At 38.6% G+C, this 19,224-nt stretch carries 14 protein-coding genes; 2 read left to right on the forward strand and 12 right to left on the reverse strand.

The window, feature by feature from the left end; all coding sequences use genetic code 11:
• Nucleotides 1-153: 153 nt before the first annotated feature.
• A complete protein-coding gene (locus RGQ13_RS19295) occupies nt 154-939 on the forward strand; it encodes a 3-hydroxybutyrate dehydrogenase (protein WP_348393437.1) in 786 nt (261 codons plus the stop codon).
• 9 nt (nt 940-948) lie between these two features.
• On the opposite strand, the gene RGQ13_RS19300 is transcribed toward RGQ13_RS19295, so the two are convergent.
• The 6 genes from RGQ13_RS19300 to RGQ13_RS19325 form a co-directional block, all read right to left on the reverse strand.
• On the reverse strand, nt 949-1,188 hold the full coding sequence (locus tag RGQ13_RS19300; RefSeq protein ID WP_348393438.1) for an ATP-binding protein: 240 nt from the start codon (nt 1,186-1,188) through the stop codon (nt 949-951).
• Between the two features lie 114 nt (nt 1,189-1,302).
• Nucleotides 1,303-2,427, reverse strand: a complete 1,125-nt coding sequence (locus tag RGQ13_RS19305) for a hypothetical protein (RefSeq protein ID WP_348391360.1) — start codon at nt 2,425-2,427, stop codon at nt 1,303-1,305.
• A 2-nt stretch (nt 2,428-2,429) separates the two neighbouring features.
• Nucleotides 2,430-2,876 carry a hypothetical protein gene (locus RGQ13_RS19310; protein ID WP_348391361.1) on the reverse strand — a complete coding sequence of 149 codons (447 nt, stop codon included), beginning with the start codon at nt 2,874-2,876 and terminating at the stop codon, nt 2,430-2,432.
• 49 nt (nt 2,877-2,925) lie between these two features.
• Nucleotides 2,926-3,483 (reverse strand): hypothetical protein, encoded by a 558-nt coding sequence (locus RGQ13_RS19315; RefSeq protein WP_348391362.1) that lies wholly within the window; start codon nt 3,481-3,483, stop codon nt 2,926-2,928.
• Between the two features lie 137 nt (nt 3,484-3,620).
• Nucleotides 3,621-4,565, reverse strand: a complete 945-nt coding sequence (locus tag RGQ13_RS19320; protein WP_348391363.1) for an alpha/beta hydrolase — start codon at nt 4,563-4,565, stop codon at nt 3,621-3,623.
• The gene (locus tag RGQ13_RS19325) at nt 4,565-5,749 is read right to left on the reverse strand and encodes an MFS transporter (protein WP_348391364.1); all 1,185 of its coding nucleotides are present in this window, start codon (nt 5,747-5,749) and stop codon (nt 4,565-4,567) included. Before RGQ13_RS19325 ends, RGQ13_RS19320 begins: the two co-directional genes overlap by 1 nt.
• A 174-nt stretch (nt 5,750-5,923) precedes the next feature.
• Here RGQ13_RS19325 and RGQ13_RS19330 point away from each other — a divergent pair, with 174 nt between their 5' ends.
• A complete protein-coding gene (locus tag RGQ13_RS19330; protein ID WP_348391365.1) occupies nt 5,924-9,355 on the forward strand; it encodes a hybrid sensor histidine kinase/response regulator in 3,432 nt (1,143 codons plus the stop codon).
• 7 nt (nt 9,356-9,362) lie between these two features.
• Here RGQ13_RS19330 and RGQ13_RS19335 read toward each other — a convergent pair whose 3' ends face one another.
• The 6 genes from RGQ13_RS19335 to RGQ13_RS19360 all read right to left on the reverse strand — a co-directional run bounded on the left by RGQ13_RS19335 (nt 9,363) and on the right by RGQ13_RS19360 (nt 19,209).
• Entirely contained in the window at nt 9,363-10,034 is a 672-nt protein-coding gene (locus tag RGQ13_RS19335) for a response regulator transcription factor (protein WP_348391366.1), read from the reverse strand.
• A 114-nt stretch (nt 10,035-10,148) separates the two neighbouring features.
• Entirely contained in the window at nt 10,149-12,428 is a 2,280-nt protein-coding gene (locus RGQ13_RS19340; RefSeq protein WP_348391367.1) for a TonB-dependent receptor, read from the reverse strand.
• A gap of 196 nt (nt 12,429-12,624) precedes the next feature.
• Nucleotides 12,625-13,557, reverse strand: coding sequence for an extracellular catalytic domain type 1 short-chain-length polyhydroxyalkanoate depolymerase (locus RGQ13_RS19345; protein WP_348391368.1), 933 nt, complete (start codon nt 13,555-13,557; stop codon nt 12,625-12,627).
• A gap of 194 nt (nt 13,558-13,751) precedes the next feature.
• The gene (locus RGQ13_RS19350; protein ID WP_348391369.1) at nt 13,752-14,945 is read right to left on the reverse strand and encodes an MFS transporter; all 1,194 of its coding nucleotides are present in this window, start codon (nt 14,943-14,945) and stop codon (nt 13,752-13,754) included.
• A gap of 48 nt (nt 14,946-14,993) precedes the next feature.
• A complete protein-coding gene (locus RGQ13_RS19355; RefSeq protein WP_348391370.1) occupies nt 14,994-16,616 on the reverse strand; it encodes a tetratricopeptide repeat-containing sulfotransferase family protein in 1,623 nt (540 codons plus the stop codon).
• A 160-nt stretch (nt 16,617-16,776) separates the two neighbouring features.
• Nucleotides 16,777-19,209 (reverse strand): TonB-dependent receptor, encoded by a 2,433-nt coding sequence (locus RGQ13_RS19360; protein WP_348391371.1) that lies wholly within the window; start codon nt 19,207-19,209, stop codon nt 16,777-16,779.
• Nucleotides 19,210-19,224: the final 15 nt, after the last annotated feature.

Below are 19,224 nucleotides of genomic sequence, written 5' to 3' on the forward strand. Positions count from 1 at the left end.
TGTAAAGCAAACCGTACAGCAGATAGTTTCTTTCCAATATTTTCCCTTAATTCCATCCTTTAATTAAAACCGCTACTGGTACTAAGGTACTAAATATTTATAGTTACTTTTTCGCTAAAGTTTACCTTATTCATTTTAATAAGGTAAAAATTGATGACATTAACAGGTAAAGTTTCATTAATAACCGGCTCCACCAGTGGTATCGGGCTGGCAACAGCCCACGTATTAGCTGAACAAGGAGTAAATCTAATCTTACACGGTCTCGCTAGTGACGCTGAAGGCGATAAATTAGCCAAGCAATTTGAACAAAACTATGGCATTGAAACTCTATTTGATAACACCGACTTAAGGGATGAAGCAGGGTTAATTGTCTTTGTAGATAATGCCATTAAGCGAATGGGTAAAATAGATATTTTAGTCAATAATGCGGGTATCCAACATACCGAAAGCATAGATACGTTTCCTGCTAGTAAGTGGAATGATATTATCGCAATAAACCTCAGCGCAGCTTTTCACACCATGCAAAAATCAATTCCTAAGATGCGAGAACAAGGTTGGGGTAGAATAATTAATATCGCTTCTGTGCATGGACTAGTCGCCTCAGCCCATAAATCAGCTTACTGCGCGGCAAAACACGGCATTGTAGGATTAACCAAAGTAGCAGCTTTAGAGTGTGCTGAGCATGGCATTACGGTTAATGCAATTTGCCCAGGTTGGGTAGATACCCCGCTTATAAACAAACAAATAAATGCCATGGCAGGCAATGATAAACTGACCGTTGAACAAGCAAAATATAAATTAATCACCGCTAAACAACCATTACCGGAAATGACCGACCCATTGCAAGTAGGTGAATTAGTGTTGTTTTTATGCAGCAATACCGCTCGGACTATTACTGGTTCTTCAATACCTATTGATGGCGCCTGGACAGCTCAGTAACACTCAAAATCAGTTTGCTTGGTTTGGTAAAATTAAAATGACTTTTGTTCCTCCTAATGTTGCAGAGCTATTTATTTGTAGCTCTCCTTTATGCCATTCACTAATTACACTTGCAAAGGCTACCCCTAAGCCATAACTGTTCCCCAAGTCAGAATCATTTGCGCCTCGTTGATAGGCATTGATCACTCGATCTCTGTCTTCTTTTTTGATCCCTATACCGTCATATAAAGGAAGGTGTCTTTTTAATATTTCATTAAAAAAACTAAGCTGAGTGAGGAGAAGAGACTAATTAGCACTCGTTATTATTCAAGGCCACATAGTTATTCTATGTGGCTTTTTTTATTAAAAACATCTTAAAAACGTTTATCCTACCGGTTTAGCAAACAAGGTGATAAACAGTAAAATGACCGATAGAATGACTAAAGCAAACTTCCAATAGCTGTTTCTCGTCACAGAAATGGCAACAATACATTGAATAAAATAATACAATGCAAATGAACGAGACGCTAAAGCAATTACTTCAAATGTGTTTACCGACCAGGTTAAAGCGATAGCACCAACGGCCACAAACATATAGCCATGCGCGTTTGTTATTACTCCCTTACTCATTTCAACCATACTACCAGAGGCCGCAAGGGTATCGGCAACAGCCGCAGAAAATTGACTCAATACAGCAGCTAACACCAAAGGTGTAACCAACAATACAGATACCGTAGCAATTAAGTCGATTAAGCTGTGATCATTATACTGACCATTTAACGTATGAACGACCGGCAAAGCCAGAGCGACAAAGCTTATATACACAAGAGTAGATATGATTTGAGACCAACGAGAAGTTTTTACCCTTAAACTCGCATCGTACTGATGCCCTAAATAACGACTGGTTTCAAACCCCTGCACAACAATTAACGTACCGGCAAGAATAGTCAGAACTTGCCAAGTAGACTGTTCGACCCAAATTGGCATGGTAAAAGAAGACTGTTGTTGCCAAATGGAAAGGTCAAAACCAGCGAGGGCTGCACACAAAATAACAATAACCATCAAGGTGACACACAATGCCAAGGTTTCTATTTTTTCTAAAGGTTTCAAACCTTTAATCAAGCCAGTCAGTGTTATGGCAATGATGATTAGTGTGGTTAAAATATCTTCATTTAAGTGGTTATCATAACCAATGGCGGTAAGAACAAATGCCGACAAAATGTGTAAGTACAAACACACTGAAATAATGTATGCCAACACTAACGCGAGATCAGATACACGTTGAAAAAGCAATGTTGATTTAGCAGGTGCATCAACAAGGTAAGGTTCTACGTATTTGATGTTATATCGAATCACTTCACCAACGATAAACGCGAGTAAACAGACAACGAACATTGCATAGACAGAATAGAATGCTACAGCGCCAGCCAAAATAGGCACAATGACTAAAAAGCCACTGCCAAAAATCGAAGCTAGTGGCGTACTGATTGCAGCTATAAATTGTTTCAATATTAATTTAATAGCTTAGTGAATTTGGCGGTGCTACCTAACGTTTCTGCATCTTTCACAATATGCGCAAGTAATCGTTCAATCGTCGGACTTCCTGCGGCAGGTGCAGTACCTGAATGTTCAGCTGAAAAAACGTAACCTTGTACAGTTTCGCCAGCAGCATCTTTACCTTGTGCAGGTAATGCGGTTAATTCAATAGTGTCTTGATCGACACCCCATTGCACTTTTGAATGATAACCGATCTTAGGTGCAGATAATTCTTTGATGTCTTGTGGGTTGAATTCAGATTTCATCGCCGCCATCATCAGTCGCTTAGCAATTACTTCTGAAATAACGTACACATGTCCAGCCCCTTCGCCTTTGCTATCAACGGAACTAACCGTGCCAGTACAGGCAATTAAAGATAAAGATAACAGCAAAAAACTAATATATTTAAATAAGTGTTTCATAATATTCTCTATATTTTTCAATGGGTGTCTTGAATTTAAAATTTTTAATTTATTCACAAAGAGCGCGTACTTTCACCATGGCATGATCGATTTCATCATCGGTTGTGGCTGTTAATACTGTTTTTCTCGCCGCTTTGCATTGCTGAGCTTGAGATTGCTGTTGTTTGACAACTTCATCTGAAGAGAGCGCTTTATGGTTTGATTGCAAGCAGAATGTGGAAGATACCGCCCTTACGTTGGTATGGTTGTTATCAGTTTCGATAGCAACACATCTACCTTCACCAATACCTCCCTCTTCCATGGCAATTTTCTTAATGCCTTCATTTACCTCTATAGTGTATAAAAACACTCTTCTATCGCCTTCCATCAGAGACGTGATGACAAACCCTGCAGCAGCACCGTCTAAAGTTGCCTGGGTATTATTACCAATTGCCATCCCTAACGCGCCACCAATTATTGTATTTTGTAGGATATCGGAATCAGCGGTAGTAATTAATACCGACTTTACGTTGCCATAGCTGATTTGGTGCGGATCATTTGCCAAAGCTTTACTGGATAATAAAATGGCTAAAATTGGCATAAACACTAATAGGATAAATCTATTCATATACTCTCTTTATTTTATGTAGCTTGGTAGCTATGTATGGAACCGACTGTTCGTAATAAATATTTATAAAGTATAGAAAGAAATTCAGATTAGGCTAGGTAGGTAAAGTGACAAATATTTATAAGATTTAAGCACAATTATGTTGTGGATAAAAATTTGGCTATTGACTGGTAAGTTTGCTGGCATTCCTCTGCGACTAAAGAATGCAACAACATATAAGCATGGATCATACCTTTAAAATGCACATTCTCAACTTCAACACCGGCATTTTCAAGTGATCTTCCATAAGCAATTCCTTCATCCTTGAGCGGATCACAACCGCCAGTGAAAATTAATGTGGGCGGCATACACGTGCTAAATGTTCCATATAATGGGGATGCTGTTCTGACAAACTCTTGATTAGTAGAGCTTTCTTGAAAATATTGTTCGAAATACCATTTAATTTTATCTTGTTCGAGTAAAAATCCATGACCATTTTCATTCATCGATTTACTACTCATGGTGTAATCGACACTTGGATAAATTAATATTTGTTTATCAATTTTAATATCAGCATTGGATAGACTTTGCTGACTTAGTGTCGTGCAAATTGCCCCACCAGCACTATCACCGATAATATAGACTTGCTCACCATATACCATGTCGGTTAACAGCTCTTTATAGCGTATAAGTACTTGCTGGCAATCATTAATCCCAGCAGGATAAGGATGCTCAGGGGCTAAACGATATTCAACACAGATAACAATACATTGGCAAATATTGGCCAAATTACGGCTAATTGGATCATACAATTCAACACTGCCACACATATGCCCACCGCCATGATAATGGATAAGCACAGGTAGTTTTCGCTCTGGATCCGGGTTATATATGGTGACCGGAACATCTCTGCCTTGAACGTTTAAACGTTCCTTTTTTACCAGGGCAATTTCTGGACCTTGTGGTATTAACGCAGATAAATTATTTAAATTGATCCGCGTTTGCTCAGGAGTAAAAGTAATGTTATTCGCTTTTGCATCTCTTATTGCAGCATTAACTTGTTCTAGAAAATTCTCCAGTTTAGGCGAGACCACTCCTCTCATTATGCTGTTTCCTTAGATTGATTAGTTTCCGGTAAGAAGAAACTGCCAATGAAAAATGTGCTACTGATCAAGGTGATAAGTATAAATGCCGCTGTGAAATCGCCATTATTGGCGTCGACCATTTTGCCAAATATCCATAAAACAATGGTAGAAAATAAATAGCTAATTGACCAAAACAAACTAAATACCACGGTAATTTTCTGCGGAGTCATTTTTGGTAACTCATGCGGTAAGGTGACCAAGGCAGTAACGGGGAAGAAAATAAAAAAGCCTAAGGTAATTGCTGATAATGTTTGCACAAGAGGCGAGGTACTAAACGACAATCCGATAATAGTGATCACCATAATCAGTCCAGACCAACGAATAACAGGCACTCTGTTAGGGAATTTTTTACTGTAAATAATACCCGCTAATGTGCCGACAATACCAAAGCCAATGACCCATTTACTTTGACTGATACCTGCCTTTGGGTAGAAGGTAAACAAACAGATATAAAACGCTAATAAGCCTGAATAGGTGAATGCATAAGCCCAGGTAAATTTATCTTTAAGACCATCAACATAGCTATAGCTGGCCACTGCAGGCTCAACATCTCCACCACTCTCTGGGTTAGCGCTTTCTGTTTTATCAAAGCGCACAAACAACCAAGCTATTGCCAACACTAAACTGGCAATAGAGAATATTAATAAGCTATTTTGCCAACTTCCAGTGACTTCGTTGATATCAAGCATTGTCCACAAAATAATTGCTGTACCAACATTAAACGCGACGGCATTTATGCCATTTACGGTAGGACGTTGCCCAGCATTAAACCAATTCATGACGATAGGGTTGAAATACACAATCATTAACGCCCCGCCCAAGCCCATCAAAAACCGACTTGCTAATAAAATTTCATAATTATCGGCAAAGGGGGTAATGATACCAACAGCGGTTAAGATACATGCCATAAAAAATGCGTATTTAATGCCTAATTTGCTTGCTAGCCACGCAGCCATAAACGTGCCTACAATTTTCGCCAAAGTAACAGAGCCGCTGATAAAGCTCGCAGAAGCAAAACTATCTACCTGCATTGAAAGCATGATTTGGCTCATACTGGCCGTTCCGCCTACCCAAGCCATAGCAAATAAAACATAGCTAATAAAAACAATGCCTTCGACGATATATTTGTTACTAATTTGCATATATGCTAATTTCAAAATAAAGAATAATTACTATTCAGACTACCTTAAGACTCGGTAGAAATAAGTACTACCTTAGTGCACTATTAGTAAAGTTCTGACGTGTTATTCTGCTTATAAAAATTATCATCATCGATAAAAATCGATGGCGCATATCTTATTTCGGGGAAATTACCTTTGTTAGTTTGGCTATCTTTAGATGCGTGGTTAATTACATTTATTTCCATTGCTTATTTAGCGTTGCTTTTTATCGTTGCCTATTGGGGCCAAAATAAAGCAAACAAGCAATGGTTTAGTAAGCCTTGGATTTACAGTTTGTCTTTAGGGGTAAGCTGCTCTACTTGGGCTTTTTATGGCACTGTTGGTCAAGCTGCTACAACAGGGGCCTGGTTAGCACCAATTTATATTGGCTCAATTTTTTGCCTAATATGCGCTTGGCCGATGCTGCTCCGTATTTTACAAATTATAAAACAACAAAACTTAACTTCTATCGCCGACTTTATTGCCTGTCGCTATGATCGTTCACCCAAAATAGCGGTTACCGTGGCGATTATAGCTTTAATCGGCACCATCCCTTATATCGCGTTACAGTTACGAGCGATAAGTACTAGCTTTGATTTACTCACAGGTAATTATCAAACGGGTATTAGCACAACGTTTATTGTTACTTTGGTGCTTATAGTTTTCAGTATTCTTTTTGGTACGCGTCAACTCGCCGCAAGTAAGCAAAATCAAGGATTAGTACTAGCGATAGCCTTTAGTTCAATCGTTAAATTGTTTGCTTTAACTGCGGTAGGAATTTTTGCGACATTTTTCATTTTTAATGGCTTTGATGATTTATTTAACCAACATAGCCTGATGCAAAACACCTCAAAAGTAGTTACCGGCAGTTCAATATATTTAGGCATTTCTCATGTAATACTTGGGGCAATTACAATTTTCATTTTGCCGCAACAATTTCATTTAATGATGATAGAAAATCATAGCCAGCAGCAATTAAAAACTGGTCGATGGCTGTTTGCCTTATATTTGATTTTAATTAATGTTTTCGTTCTCCCCATTGCACTAGCTGGGCAATTAACATTTCCAGGAGGCAGCGTTGATGCCGATACTTATGTTCTTACCATCCCGCTATTTTACCAACAAGCTTGGTTAGGAATATTAGTTTATGTGGGAGGCTTAGCCGCAGCAACAAGCATGGTTATTGTTGCTGCGATTGTACTGAGTACGATGATTTCTACCGAAATTATAAACCCAATGATTTTGCGGTTTCGTTTATTTAATTCGAAGCAAGCATCACAATTATCTGGCTTGTTACTCAATCAAAGACGCTTTGCCATTGCCGCTATATTATTATTAGCATTTGCCTTCGAGCGCTACATTCATCATCAAAATCACTTAGCCGCTATTGGCTTACTGTCTTTTGTTTTATTAGCCCAAATAGCTCCTGCAACAATAGGTGCACTTTACTGGCGAAAGGCGACCACTAAAGCTGCTTTTATTAGTTTAATTGTCGGTACTTTGGTGTGGTTATACACATTACTATTACCGACAGTTTTTCCTGAATCTAATTGGGTTATTTATGGCCCCTTGGCAATAAGTTGGTTAAAGCCTACGGCCTTGTTTGGCCTTACATTTCTCGATAATATTAGCCACGGAGTGTTTTATACCCTATCGCTAAACGTTATCATTTATATCAGTGTTTCACTGTTTACTCATCGCAGTGTTGGTGAAAAGTTGCAAGCTGAATTATTTGTCAATAAAAGCCAAAGTCAATTTGAACGTCACTTGTCTAAAGATGATCTGAACAACTTATTACAACGCTTTATCGATAAACGGGCCGCGCAAAACTTCGACCAATATTGTACTGCGAATCCTGATCTAAGTGATGAAAAACTCGTTGAATATACCCGTTTACAGTTATCCGGTGTGTTAGGCTCGGCATCGACTAGCATGGTGATGAAAGCCGCCTCTAGCAGACAGGAAATGCCATTGGAAGACGTGGTAAGTATTGTTGATGAAGCCAGTCAAATGTTCGAGTTTAACCGTGAACTGTTACAATCAGGTGTTGAAAACATTGAACAAGGCATTAGCGTAGTCGATGCTGATATGCGGTTGGTTGCCTGGAATAATCGTTATATACAATTACTTGAATATCCAGAAAATGTTGTCAAAGCAGGTATGCCAATAGAGCAACTACTGCAAGTAAGTATCGAGAATGGTGTCATTATTGGTGATGACGCTGAACAGTTAATCAAAAAACGATTAGAGCATATGCGCAGTGGTAGCAATCATCATTTCCAACGTGTAATGCCAAGTGGTATTGTTTTGGAGATCCGAGGACAAGCAATGCCAGGCGGCGGATTTGTTAGTACCTTTTCGGACATCACCGCTCATATTGAAGCAGAAAAAGCATTACAACTCGCAAATCTAACTTTAGAGAAAAGGGTTGAGAATAGAACTGCAGAATTGCTTAGCGCAAAAGCGGAAGCGGAAGCCGCCAACAGCAGTAAAACTCGTTTTTTAGCCGCTGCTAGTCACGACTTAATGCAACCTTTTAATGCGCTTACGCTATTTACCTCGATGTTAAAGAAAAAGGTACAAGGCGAAGAATTAGCATTATTGGCCAATCAAATTGGTGATTCACTCAATGTTGTTGAGGCGTTATTATCAGATTTAGTTGAAATTTCACGTCTTGATAGTAGCCCACAAAAGCTTAGCCCAAACGACTTCCCGATAGATGAATTATTAACTCCATTAAAAAATGAATTTAACGTGTTGGCCGAGCAAGCAAATATTCATTTTAGTTACCAACCGTGCAGTGGTTTTATAAACAGCGATAAGCGTATGCTAAGGCGCATACTACAAAATTTCTTATCGAATGCTGTGCACTATTCAGTACATAGACCAGGGGTAAAAAGTAAAATTTTACTCGGCGTTCGCCACTTACCGAATAAATTACGAGTAGAGGTTTGGGATAATGGTCCGGGTATAGCCAAAGATAAACAACAGAGCATTTTTGAAGAGTTTGAACGCTTAGAGCAAAACCGCGACATACCGGGACTGGGTTTAGGCTTGGCTATTTCAAAACGTATGGCAGTAATGCTAGGGCTAACTATCAATGTTAAATCAGTAGTGGGCAAAGGCACCGGCTTTATTATTGAATTGCCAAGAGTTGCACCAATTGAAACAACGTCTTCTGATAAAATAATTAAAACAATAGACTCATCTAGCAAGAGCTTTAATGGTACACCAGTGTTATTGATTGATAACGACAGCTTGACGTTATCAGCAATGTCATCATTACTTACAGATTGGGGTTGTCAGGTTATTGCTGCAAAAGATGAAGAATCTATGTTAGCTGAGCTAACAGCCTGTTCAATTGTGCCACAGTTAGTTATCGCTGATTATCACTTGGATAATAATGCCAATGGTGTAGATTTAATTAGGGCCACTTTAATGCAGAATGAATGGCATATACCTTGTGTAATATGCTCTGCTGATCCTTCGGAAAACGTTCGAGAGCATACCAGTAACGCACAGTTTTACTTTTTAAGAAAACCGGTAAAAGAATTAGCCTTAAAACGCTTAATGAAACAGTTAACTTAAAAGTGAGTTAGTGAGTGACAGCTTCATTTTCTGCTGCTGTATGCATCAGTTGTTGGTAGGCTAGCCCCGCTAAAGTACGGTTATTAACTTCAAGCTTTTCTAAAATCGCTGATACATGTTTTTTTACCGTAGTTTCCTGAATGGCTAAATCATAGGCGATTTGTTTATTAAGTTGGCCATCGGCAATTTGTGCTAATACCTTGTATTGTTGCGGTGTTAAACTTGCCAATTGTTTGGCTAACTTCTTATTGTTAAGCGCAGTTTGTTGATCAACCCCCTCTTGGTTGTTTTCAGGTAACCAAACATTACCATCTAATACACTGTCTATCGCCAAAGCAATAGTCGCTAAATCCGCTGATTTAGGAATAAATGCTGTAGCACCAAAGTTAATCGCCTTTTGCATGTTTTCACCGTTACAGTCTGATGAAACCATAATAACAATCAAATCAGGATAATGATTAACCAGTTGAGTTAAGCCAGTAAAGCCATCATTGCCCGGCATGTGCAAATCTAGAAATATAATTTCAAGTGTAGGGTTTTGTTCGATTAAACTAAGCAGTTCAGCAAAGCATTCGGCTTCCAACATACCTGCGTTGGGCAGGCATTCGAATATTGCTTGTTTTAATGCCGCGCGAAACAACGGATGGTCATCGGCTATCGCAACTTGAGCACCTATCATGTGAACCTCTTTCTTTTATATAGCATAATCTTATTTAATTTTATTATGAAAAAAAGTGCCGACATAAGCCAGCACTTTAATTTTCATTACTTATAGAGTTATCAATTTATATATCTAGAACTGATAACCTACGGTAAAGGCAACGGTTTGCGGATCACCATAGTAACCAATTAACGTAGTGTCACCGCCTAGCCCTGGTAGATAGCTACCGTCATCTTGTGGTGTAACAAACGCATAAGTTCCAACTAAATATTCTTCATCCGTTACGTTTTTCATATGTAAGCCAGCTTCCCAATTACCATCATTGCTATACCAGTTAATGCCTAAATTAACTAAACCATAACCGTCTTGAGTCAATAAATTACCTTGCTCAGATAAGTCGTATTCGCCACGGTAATAGTAATTACCGTTAAAAACAAAACTACCTAGGTCGGTATCAAGGTTATAATTTACCGCAAAATTTGCTGTTGTTTCTGGGGTGTTTGTTACGGTAAAACCATCTGAAATGTCATCATAACCAGTACCATTCCAACTCAGCACTTCATTAAACTCAGTATCAATATAACCTACTGATAAATTGAAATTCAACGAGTTTGTTGCTTCATATTGCATTTCAAGTTCAGCACCCAAAGCTTCTGAATCACCTATATTACCTAAACGTTGATCTAAAACTGCAGGGTCATCATTAGGAACAACACTGATATATTGACGATCTTTATGATCGAGCATAAACACTGTAGCATTTACTCTTAAGGAATTATTCCACTCGCTTTTCATGCCAAGCTCGAACGAATCAACAATCTCAGGATCTACCGCAGGCTCAGCTGTGGTAGCGCGAGGGTTAAAGGTGCCCGATTTAAAGCCTTGAGAATAACTAGCGAACAACATCATGTCATTACTGTATTGGTATTCAACACCAACTCTTGGGGTAAATCTCGACCACTCTTCAGAATCATCGAGTACAGTTGGAATAGCCGCATCAATAGCTGCATCATCACGAACATACCCAGGAACCCAACCACTTTCAGGATATTCAGTCGCAAATAATAGACCATTATTTACCACTGCTTCTTTTTCTTCCGTGGTATAACGAGCACCTAAAGTCATCGACCATTTATCGTTGAAGCTATAAGAGCCCTGAGCATAAGCAGCGGTTGTTTCGCTGTTATTACAACCGCTAACTTCTCTGGTTAACCCAGGCAAGCCTATTGCTACCCCAAGCACTTCTAGAATGGCATCAAAATGGCCACAAGATTCGCCATCAAAGTAATATAAACCTGAAACAACATTTAAATTATCTGAATTGTAATTTAGCTGAAATTCTTGTGAAAACTGTTCGTCATCATAAATTGCAGGTACATCAAAAATACGCAAACTGGTGTTGTCAAAATCGATATTAGTAGGTGAGTAACTCTCGCGAGAAGCCGTTACTGATTTTACCGACCAAGCATCATTAATATCATAGGAAACGGTTAGACTAACACCTTCAGTTTCAACTTTGTTCCAAGTTGGCATACTGGTATATGAATCATAGACACTATCTGGCACTGGTGCGTCAGTTAATAAACTTGGCACTAAACGATAACCACCTTTTGAGTTTGACTCGTCTTCGGTTTTATCGTAATTCAAGCGAAAGAATAAACTATCAGTTGGCGTGTACTCTAACGTTAGTCGACCAGCGAATACGTCTTTATTGTAATTTTCTCGATCTTGACCATCAAGGTCTGATGTAATGTATTCGCCAAAACCATCACGCTGTAAACTAGCGCCAGCAAAACCTAAGTATAACTTGTCATCAATTAGTGGTATTTGACCTGAAACTTTAAAATCTTGACGAGAATAATCCCCAACGGTTGCCTGCACTTTAAATTCAGCATCGCCAGTCATTTTTCTAGTAATGTATTTTACTGCGCCACCAATGGTGTTTTTACCGTAAAGCGTACCTTGTGGACCACGTAACACTTCAACGCGCTCAACATCAATGATGTCGAGAACCGCACCTTGTGGGCGAGCCATGTAAACATCGTCAATATAAATACCAACTCCGGGTTCGTATCCCCATAATGGATCTTGCTGACCAACACCACGAATAAATGCAGTTAATGTCGAGTTTGTGCCACGGCTTTTTTGTAACGTAGTATTTGGTGAAAACTGTTGCAGCTCAGTTAAAACGCTAACGCCATTTTGAGCTAGCTGATCAGCACCAATGGAAGTTATGGCAACCGGTACATTCTGTAAATTCTCTGCCGTTTTACGAGCGGTTACTTCAATATGTTCAAGACCAGAATCTTCATTCTCCAATTCTGTATCATCTTGTGCAAAAGCGACATTAGTTGATAATGCTGTCGCAATAATCAATGCTATATAGCTCAGTTTATGTTTGCCGTGTTCCATAGTTATTCCCATTTTGTATTTTATTATTGTAAAAAGTTAATACTGCTTAAAGTTAATAATTTGTTAATATTTTTCTATGATTTAGACTCTATCGCACTTTTTACATAAAACAATTTGTACTATAGTAGTATACGCTCTATACCTTTGAATTTTAACGTTTATTTAACATATTTAATTTAGAACTAACTATTGAAAATTAATTTTCAAACCAAAATTTAACGATTTCATTAGCTGCCGATAATGGCGCTTTTAACAAAAAAGGAGTAGCTTCTGAGCCATTTTCAATAGAGTCATTAATGGCAATGCCGTGGCCCATATCTGTTACCTGAAACAGCTCAACTAATAACTCTCCTGTGCTATTTCGCCATTGCTTTTGCTGATAGCCATCATGCTTAAATTTCTTCGGTTTTGTTCCAATACCACTCAAACTAGCCCACTGCTGAGCAATACGCAGAGCGTTTATTGGCGCGACAACATTGTCTTTGTCACCTGTCCAAACAGACAACCGTGGCCAAGTTTTTTGTTCCGAGTTTTGCGTTAATGATTGCTGTACGAGCTGTTTAATTGTTTGCGATGGACCATTGCGCATGCAGGAGATGGCTTTGGTTAAATTGTCGGCACAAGGATAGGCAATACCCGAAATAATCGCGCCAGCATTAAATAAATTTGGGTAATTAACTAACATTGCACTTGCCATAGCTCCGCCTGCAGACAGGCCAGCGATATAAACTTGTGTTGCTTGTGTTCGCGTTTTAAGGGTGTCGACCATTTGCTTCAATGATAATGTTTCACCTTGATTGCGTTGTTGATCTTGCGGTGAAAACCAATTGAAGCAGCTCTGAATATTATTATTTTTACTTTGCTGAGGAATTAACAGGTTAAATTGATGCTTTTTAGCTAACCCTAAAAAGCCACTTTGCTTGGCAAGTTGTTCACCGTTTTGTGAACAGCCATGCAAAAGCACCACTAAGAGCTTACTTGCTTTAGTGCTAGTAAAGTAACTTGCGCTAAGCTCTCCTGGATTACTGCCAAAATCGTTAAGTTGACTGAACTTTTCTGTCGGCTGTTGAGCAAATATGGAGGCGGAAATAAGTGAAAGCAAAAAACAAAGCCGTTTAAAAATCAACATGAATACATCCTATTAACAATTTAATTAATAATGACTTACTCATAGCATTTACAGCAATGGCACTTTAGTTCCATAAGCTAAGGAAAGATCTTAAGATATGTCTTTTAGCATTGTGATTCGAAGCTTTGATAAGGTGGAGTTTTAAGTTGAGAGCACTCGCTAAAGAAAAATTTAGCGAGTGTTGATTTTGCCAGTTACTTACTATCTAAGAGTCTTGCTGGCTTAAATGCCACTAATGCACAGGCGACTAATGCAATAGCAGATATATTTATCACCATAGCGTAGTTGTCATCACCCAGTAACAATGCCGCAACCATTGGCCCTGATGCTAAACCCATTTTTGAGGCAAAGCCGCCCATAGCTGCCATTTGCCCTGCTTGATCAAGCTCAGAGCAAATGCCAAACAAATACGGCAAGACAAATGCCCACGTAATGCCAATAAACATATTCGTGACTAAATAAACCATTTCACTTTCACTAAAATGCAATAGCCAGGTACACAAAGCCGTGATAAGTACTGCAAATAATATTGGAATAGTACGGCCAAATTTGGTGCCAAGAACTATTACTAGAGCGGAGCCGATTAACGCAATCCAGCTTGCAATAGCTAGTACGGGGCTCATAAATTCAACGGTTAAACCTTCGACTTTTCCAAGACCAATGATGTAGGCGAATAAGCCCATGTTTGCCCCTTGAAATAAGAAAATAGCAAACAAGGTCATCATTAATGGCAAACGTTTAACAGATGAATTCAACTGTTTCTCAACCGGCTTATCTTCAATTGGATACTCGCTCAGAAACGGCATCATCATTAACGTAACAACCGTGAAAGCCACCAAAGATAGAAACAATGCACCAGTACCATACTCAGGCACTAAGCCGGGCAAGTACATAATACCTAAACCACCTAATCCCCACTGTATGAACAGTAAATAACCAAAGGTTTTATCTGCTTCGGAAGTTCTGGAAATTATGCCAAAACCGATACCTACTAATAAGCCGCCAGTAATACCATGAAAGGCCCTTACGGCTATCATTAAACTAGGAGATTCAATCACTATACATGCCAAGTCGATTGCTATTAAGGCTACTAATAAGCTGTAACTCCACCGCTTCCAATTGATTTTTTTAATGATAAAAACCGCTAACAAAGCCCCCATAGCTGCGCCGTATAAATTTGCTGAGCTCACAAAGCCCGCTTGTTGCGTGCTAAAACCAAGCCCATCTTTTAAACCATTTACTACCGCCGGCATAATGTTGATATAAAAAATACCCGCTGTAGTTAAAAACGCTAAAATAATTCGCGCAATAACGCTGTTTGGCTCTGCTTTCATATCACTAAATAGTCCTTTAGTTTGTTGATTGTTTTTTATTACATCTTCAGTCATGTTTTCTCCGCCGGCTCTGGTTTCAACATTGCTTGTGGCTAAATTTTTTTAGTCACAACAAATACCAGCTTGTTCTAATAATTGTTTTAGCGGCGCTAATTGTTTTTCATAATTACGCCATTTGTCTTTTGAGCTCTTGTAAATGCCTTGCCTAACTTGGCTTGCGCTGGCTGTCGTTGAAGCCGCGCGGTTTGATTGAAAATTAACGCAATCGCTTTGCCAATCTAAATCGCAATACTCAATTAAGCCTTGCGCTTCCAGTTCAACGTTATTTACTACTTTCTCGTAACTTATGTCGTAAATAATATCGGGCAAGGTTTTACGCCAATGCGCCATTAATTTATGGTGAGCAATGTAATAACGTGCTAATTCTGTTAAATCATAAGAAAATGGATAGCCGTTGGTAAATAATTGTTTATAAATGGCATAACAGGCATCCATAGGATGACGGTCTACGTAGACAATTTTGGCATTAGGTAGCGCCAAATGTATTAAACCTACATAAAGAGAATTGAGCGGTAATTTATCAATAAAATGCTTACTTTTACCAGTTTCTGGGCGAGTACTCGCAATATAGCTTTTACCAAGTTCGGCAAAGTTTAATTGTTTAGTTAACTCGACCAATGCTAATTTAGTTTTTGGTGCTTCGGTTGTTAATGTTTGGCATTGCGCCATCATTTGAGTAGCAAAGTTATTTAACTCGCCTGCACTTTCTACATCACTATGTTGGCTTAGTATTCTTTCAACTAAAGTTGACCCCGTACGTGGCAAACCTAAAATAAAAATGGCTTCATTATTATCAGTCCCTACGCGCTCTTGATTAAACGTAGCAGAGTCAAAAGTTTTAATAATGCTGTCAATTGTAGCAATGTCATTGTTGACATCATAACGCATGTGTAAGCGACGACTATTTGCGCCTTGTTGTAAATATTCAAAACTTTGCTGATAACTACCAATATCTTCTAGTTCTTTTGCCATAGCAAAACAAACCTGAGCTTTATGTATCGGCTGGTTAATTCCGGCAACCAATGCCTTTTTCAACTCGTTTACATGGTTTTTATCTTTACTTTGATTACGTAAACTTGAACGTAATAAATACGCTTCATAATCTCGTGGATTAATTTCTATTGCTTTATTCAAGCTGTGTTCGGCAGCATCTATGTCACCTAAAAAACGTTGCACACTGGCTACATTAAAATACAACTGAGCAAGTTTAGGGTCACTTTTATTAGTTAAATTTACTGCCATTAGATAAAAACTGACGGCGTGTTCAAAACAAGACAATTTGTTTAGAATTAAAGCCAATTCTGCGCACAAATCAGCATCCTGATAAGTGTTTTTACTAAGCTCATCGGTTATTGCTAACGCTTGTACTGTTTTACCTTGTAACAATAAAGTATGCGCTTTATGTAATTGCCACCTAGCTTTCTCTGGAGCAATACTAATCGCTTTATTAATACAAGTTAAAGCCTGTTTTAGGTCTCTTAATTGAAAGGCAAGAAAACTGGTAGCAAACCAGCCATCGCTACTGTTTGGAAATTGCTGATTAAACTGCTGACTATAGGCTTTTGCATTTACAACATCTTGTTGATTAATGTAATGCCAAACCTGATCAAGATTAGATTCGAGTGTTTGGTTTTGATTCTGGTTATGTGCTTTAACTGATGACATAAATTCTACATTAACAATGATTTAATAAAACAAACATAGCGCGTATTTACTCACTTTAATAGCGGCAAATAACGCTTAAAAATAAAAAGGCTAGATTAAATTCTGGAGGGAGAGCCCAGCATTTAATCTAGCCATATTTAAACAACTTTCAACATTTTAACTAAAAACGATAAGTTGCTGATAGTCCAACAGTTCGAGGTAAACTTATATAGTCTTTTGAACCATTCCCTAAAAAGTTCTCAGCAGGATCTGTACCCATATGGTTTTCAGTGATTAATCCAGTTACACCTTCTTCGTTAGCAATATTTTTCACATACAAAGTTAAATCCCAATTTTCTGTACTTAAACGAGTGCTTGCATTAAAAATAGTAAAACTATCAATATCAGCATTATACGTATCATTATCACCTAAATAGTTTAATGATTCTGATTGATAATAACCATTTATTTGGCTAACCCAATACATTTCATTATCTAAATTATAAGTATAATCAAATGATAAACTTAATGTATTCTCAGGAGTCAATGGTAGTTCAGCACCATCTTCAGCTTGTAATTTATAAGTATCTTCAGACCAAGTTGCTGCTGGAGTATAGAAGTCATCAGTAAGTTCGGCTTCCACATGCGCAAAGCCAAGCACATAGTGCAGGTTATCGGTTAAATACCCTTGCATTTCAAGTTCAATACCTTTGGTCTCTGCAGATTCACCATTAGTTGCGGTAAAGAAACCCCAAGAAGTCGTTGAGTTGAGTTGCGGATCTTGCCAATCAATTAAGAATGCTGAAACAGTGTAGCTATGGCCACGGTCGCCTAAGTACCCCTTCAGACCAATTTCATAGTTAGTGACACTATCTGAATCGTATTGTTGCCATTCTGGGCGCTCTGCCAAATTACCATCAAGGGGCACTGCATTTGCGCCGCCTCGGCGATAACCTTCTGAAACTGTGCTGTATACCATAGTATCGTCAGATAAATCGTAAGATACATTTACTTTAAATAGCGTGTCATCTTCTTCAGTATCGAAACTTGGTTCTGCACCAAACGATGGCCAAATAGGAAATGCTAAAACAGTATCATTGGTAAATTCATTTTTGAAACTACGCAATCCAACGGTTGTGCGTAAATCATCTGAGAAATGATAAGTTAACTCACCAAATATTGCCGTGTCTTTAAAGTTTTGTTCGCGAATGTAATGGAAATCGTTATCGGTGAAAACCATACCCCAAGATTCTGCGTCCTGCCACCAAGGAGCATTCTCAATGGATGCCCATTCTTGATATCCTGGCATATAACTTTCTTGCCAAGCACGCATATCTTGATCCATGTAATACACGCCGACAATCCAATCGATATTATTTTTGGTTTCATTAGATACTAAGCGTAATTCTTGTACCGTTGCTTCATCTTTGTAACCACGATGAGCTTCGGCCATTGGGCGCGGCGAACCATAATAAAGATCATCAAACCAGTTAGATTGTGCGTAGAAGCCAGTGTTATCACTAATTGCCATACCTTCATGGTCGTAGATGGAAGTGCTAGACGTTAATGTAGCAAAACCTAAGTTCCATTCAACTTCAAGGGAAGTTAACGATACATCACGATCTGAAGGCTCAAGTAAAATTGCGCCATTTTCATATTCACCGTATTCTTCTTCAGCACCGGTTGTCCAATGTGTACCACGGGTAACTTGGCGACGACCGCCTGTTTCATCATCTTGAAATTGATGAGAAAGTAGAATATTTAAATTATCCGTCGCCTCAAACCCTAATGACACACGACCATAAGTAATTTCTACGGTATCAACATCTTTCTTACTGTAAAAAGATGGGCCACCATTGCCTAGATCTCCACCTTGTGCCGCCGGAGCATAGTTATTTTCATCTAGTTGATAAAGGTTTGTGTAATCGACTACACCGTCATTATCTATTTGACCAACATTAAAACGAAAAGCAAAACGATCAGATAAAGGAATATTTAACATCACATCGGTGGTTAAATTATTACCATCAGAACCATCGGTTTGGCCAACATTAACTGACGCACTACCGTAAAACTCATCGGTTTCAGGCTTATTCATTCGATATTTTACCGTACCGGCTAAAGAGCCAGAACCATATAAAGTACCTTGCGGACCACGAAGTACCTCAACAGCTTCAATATCTTTTAAAATAAAATTCGCAAATAAAGGAGTATCATTTACATATGAAGCCACTGTAGGAACAGCCGACAATGCAACGTCACCATTAGTACCATTATCAACGTTAACTCCCCTGATAATTACACCATTAACATTAGCCGAATTTCGATAACCACGGTCAACAACGGTTATACCGGCAACACCGCGCATCATTTCTGAAGCGTCTATTACATTAGCACTTTCGAGTGCATCACCAGATATTGCTGAAATATTATATGGTACTTCTTGCAAACTTTGAGTGCGACGGTTGGCCGTAACCTCTACATGCTCAATCTTTTTAGATTCGACTGCTGCTTCAGCTTCTTCAGCATTAACAGTAAATGTCGGCATGGACATTACCAAGGCTGCACTAACGGCAGTTGATAAAGCGGTTTTGTTAAAGGTTGTACGTTTCATTTTATGGCTCCATAT

Source organism: Thalassotalea psychrophila, assembly GCF_031583595.1.
GTDB classification, from domain to species: Bacteria; Pseudomonadota; Gammaproteobacteria; order Enterobacterales; family Alteromonadaceae; genus Thalassotalea_A; species Thalassotalea_A psychrophila.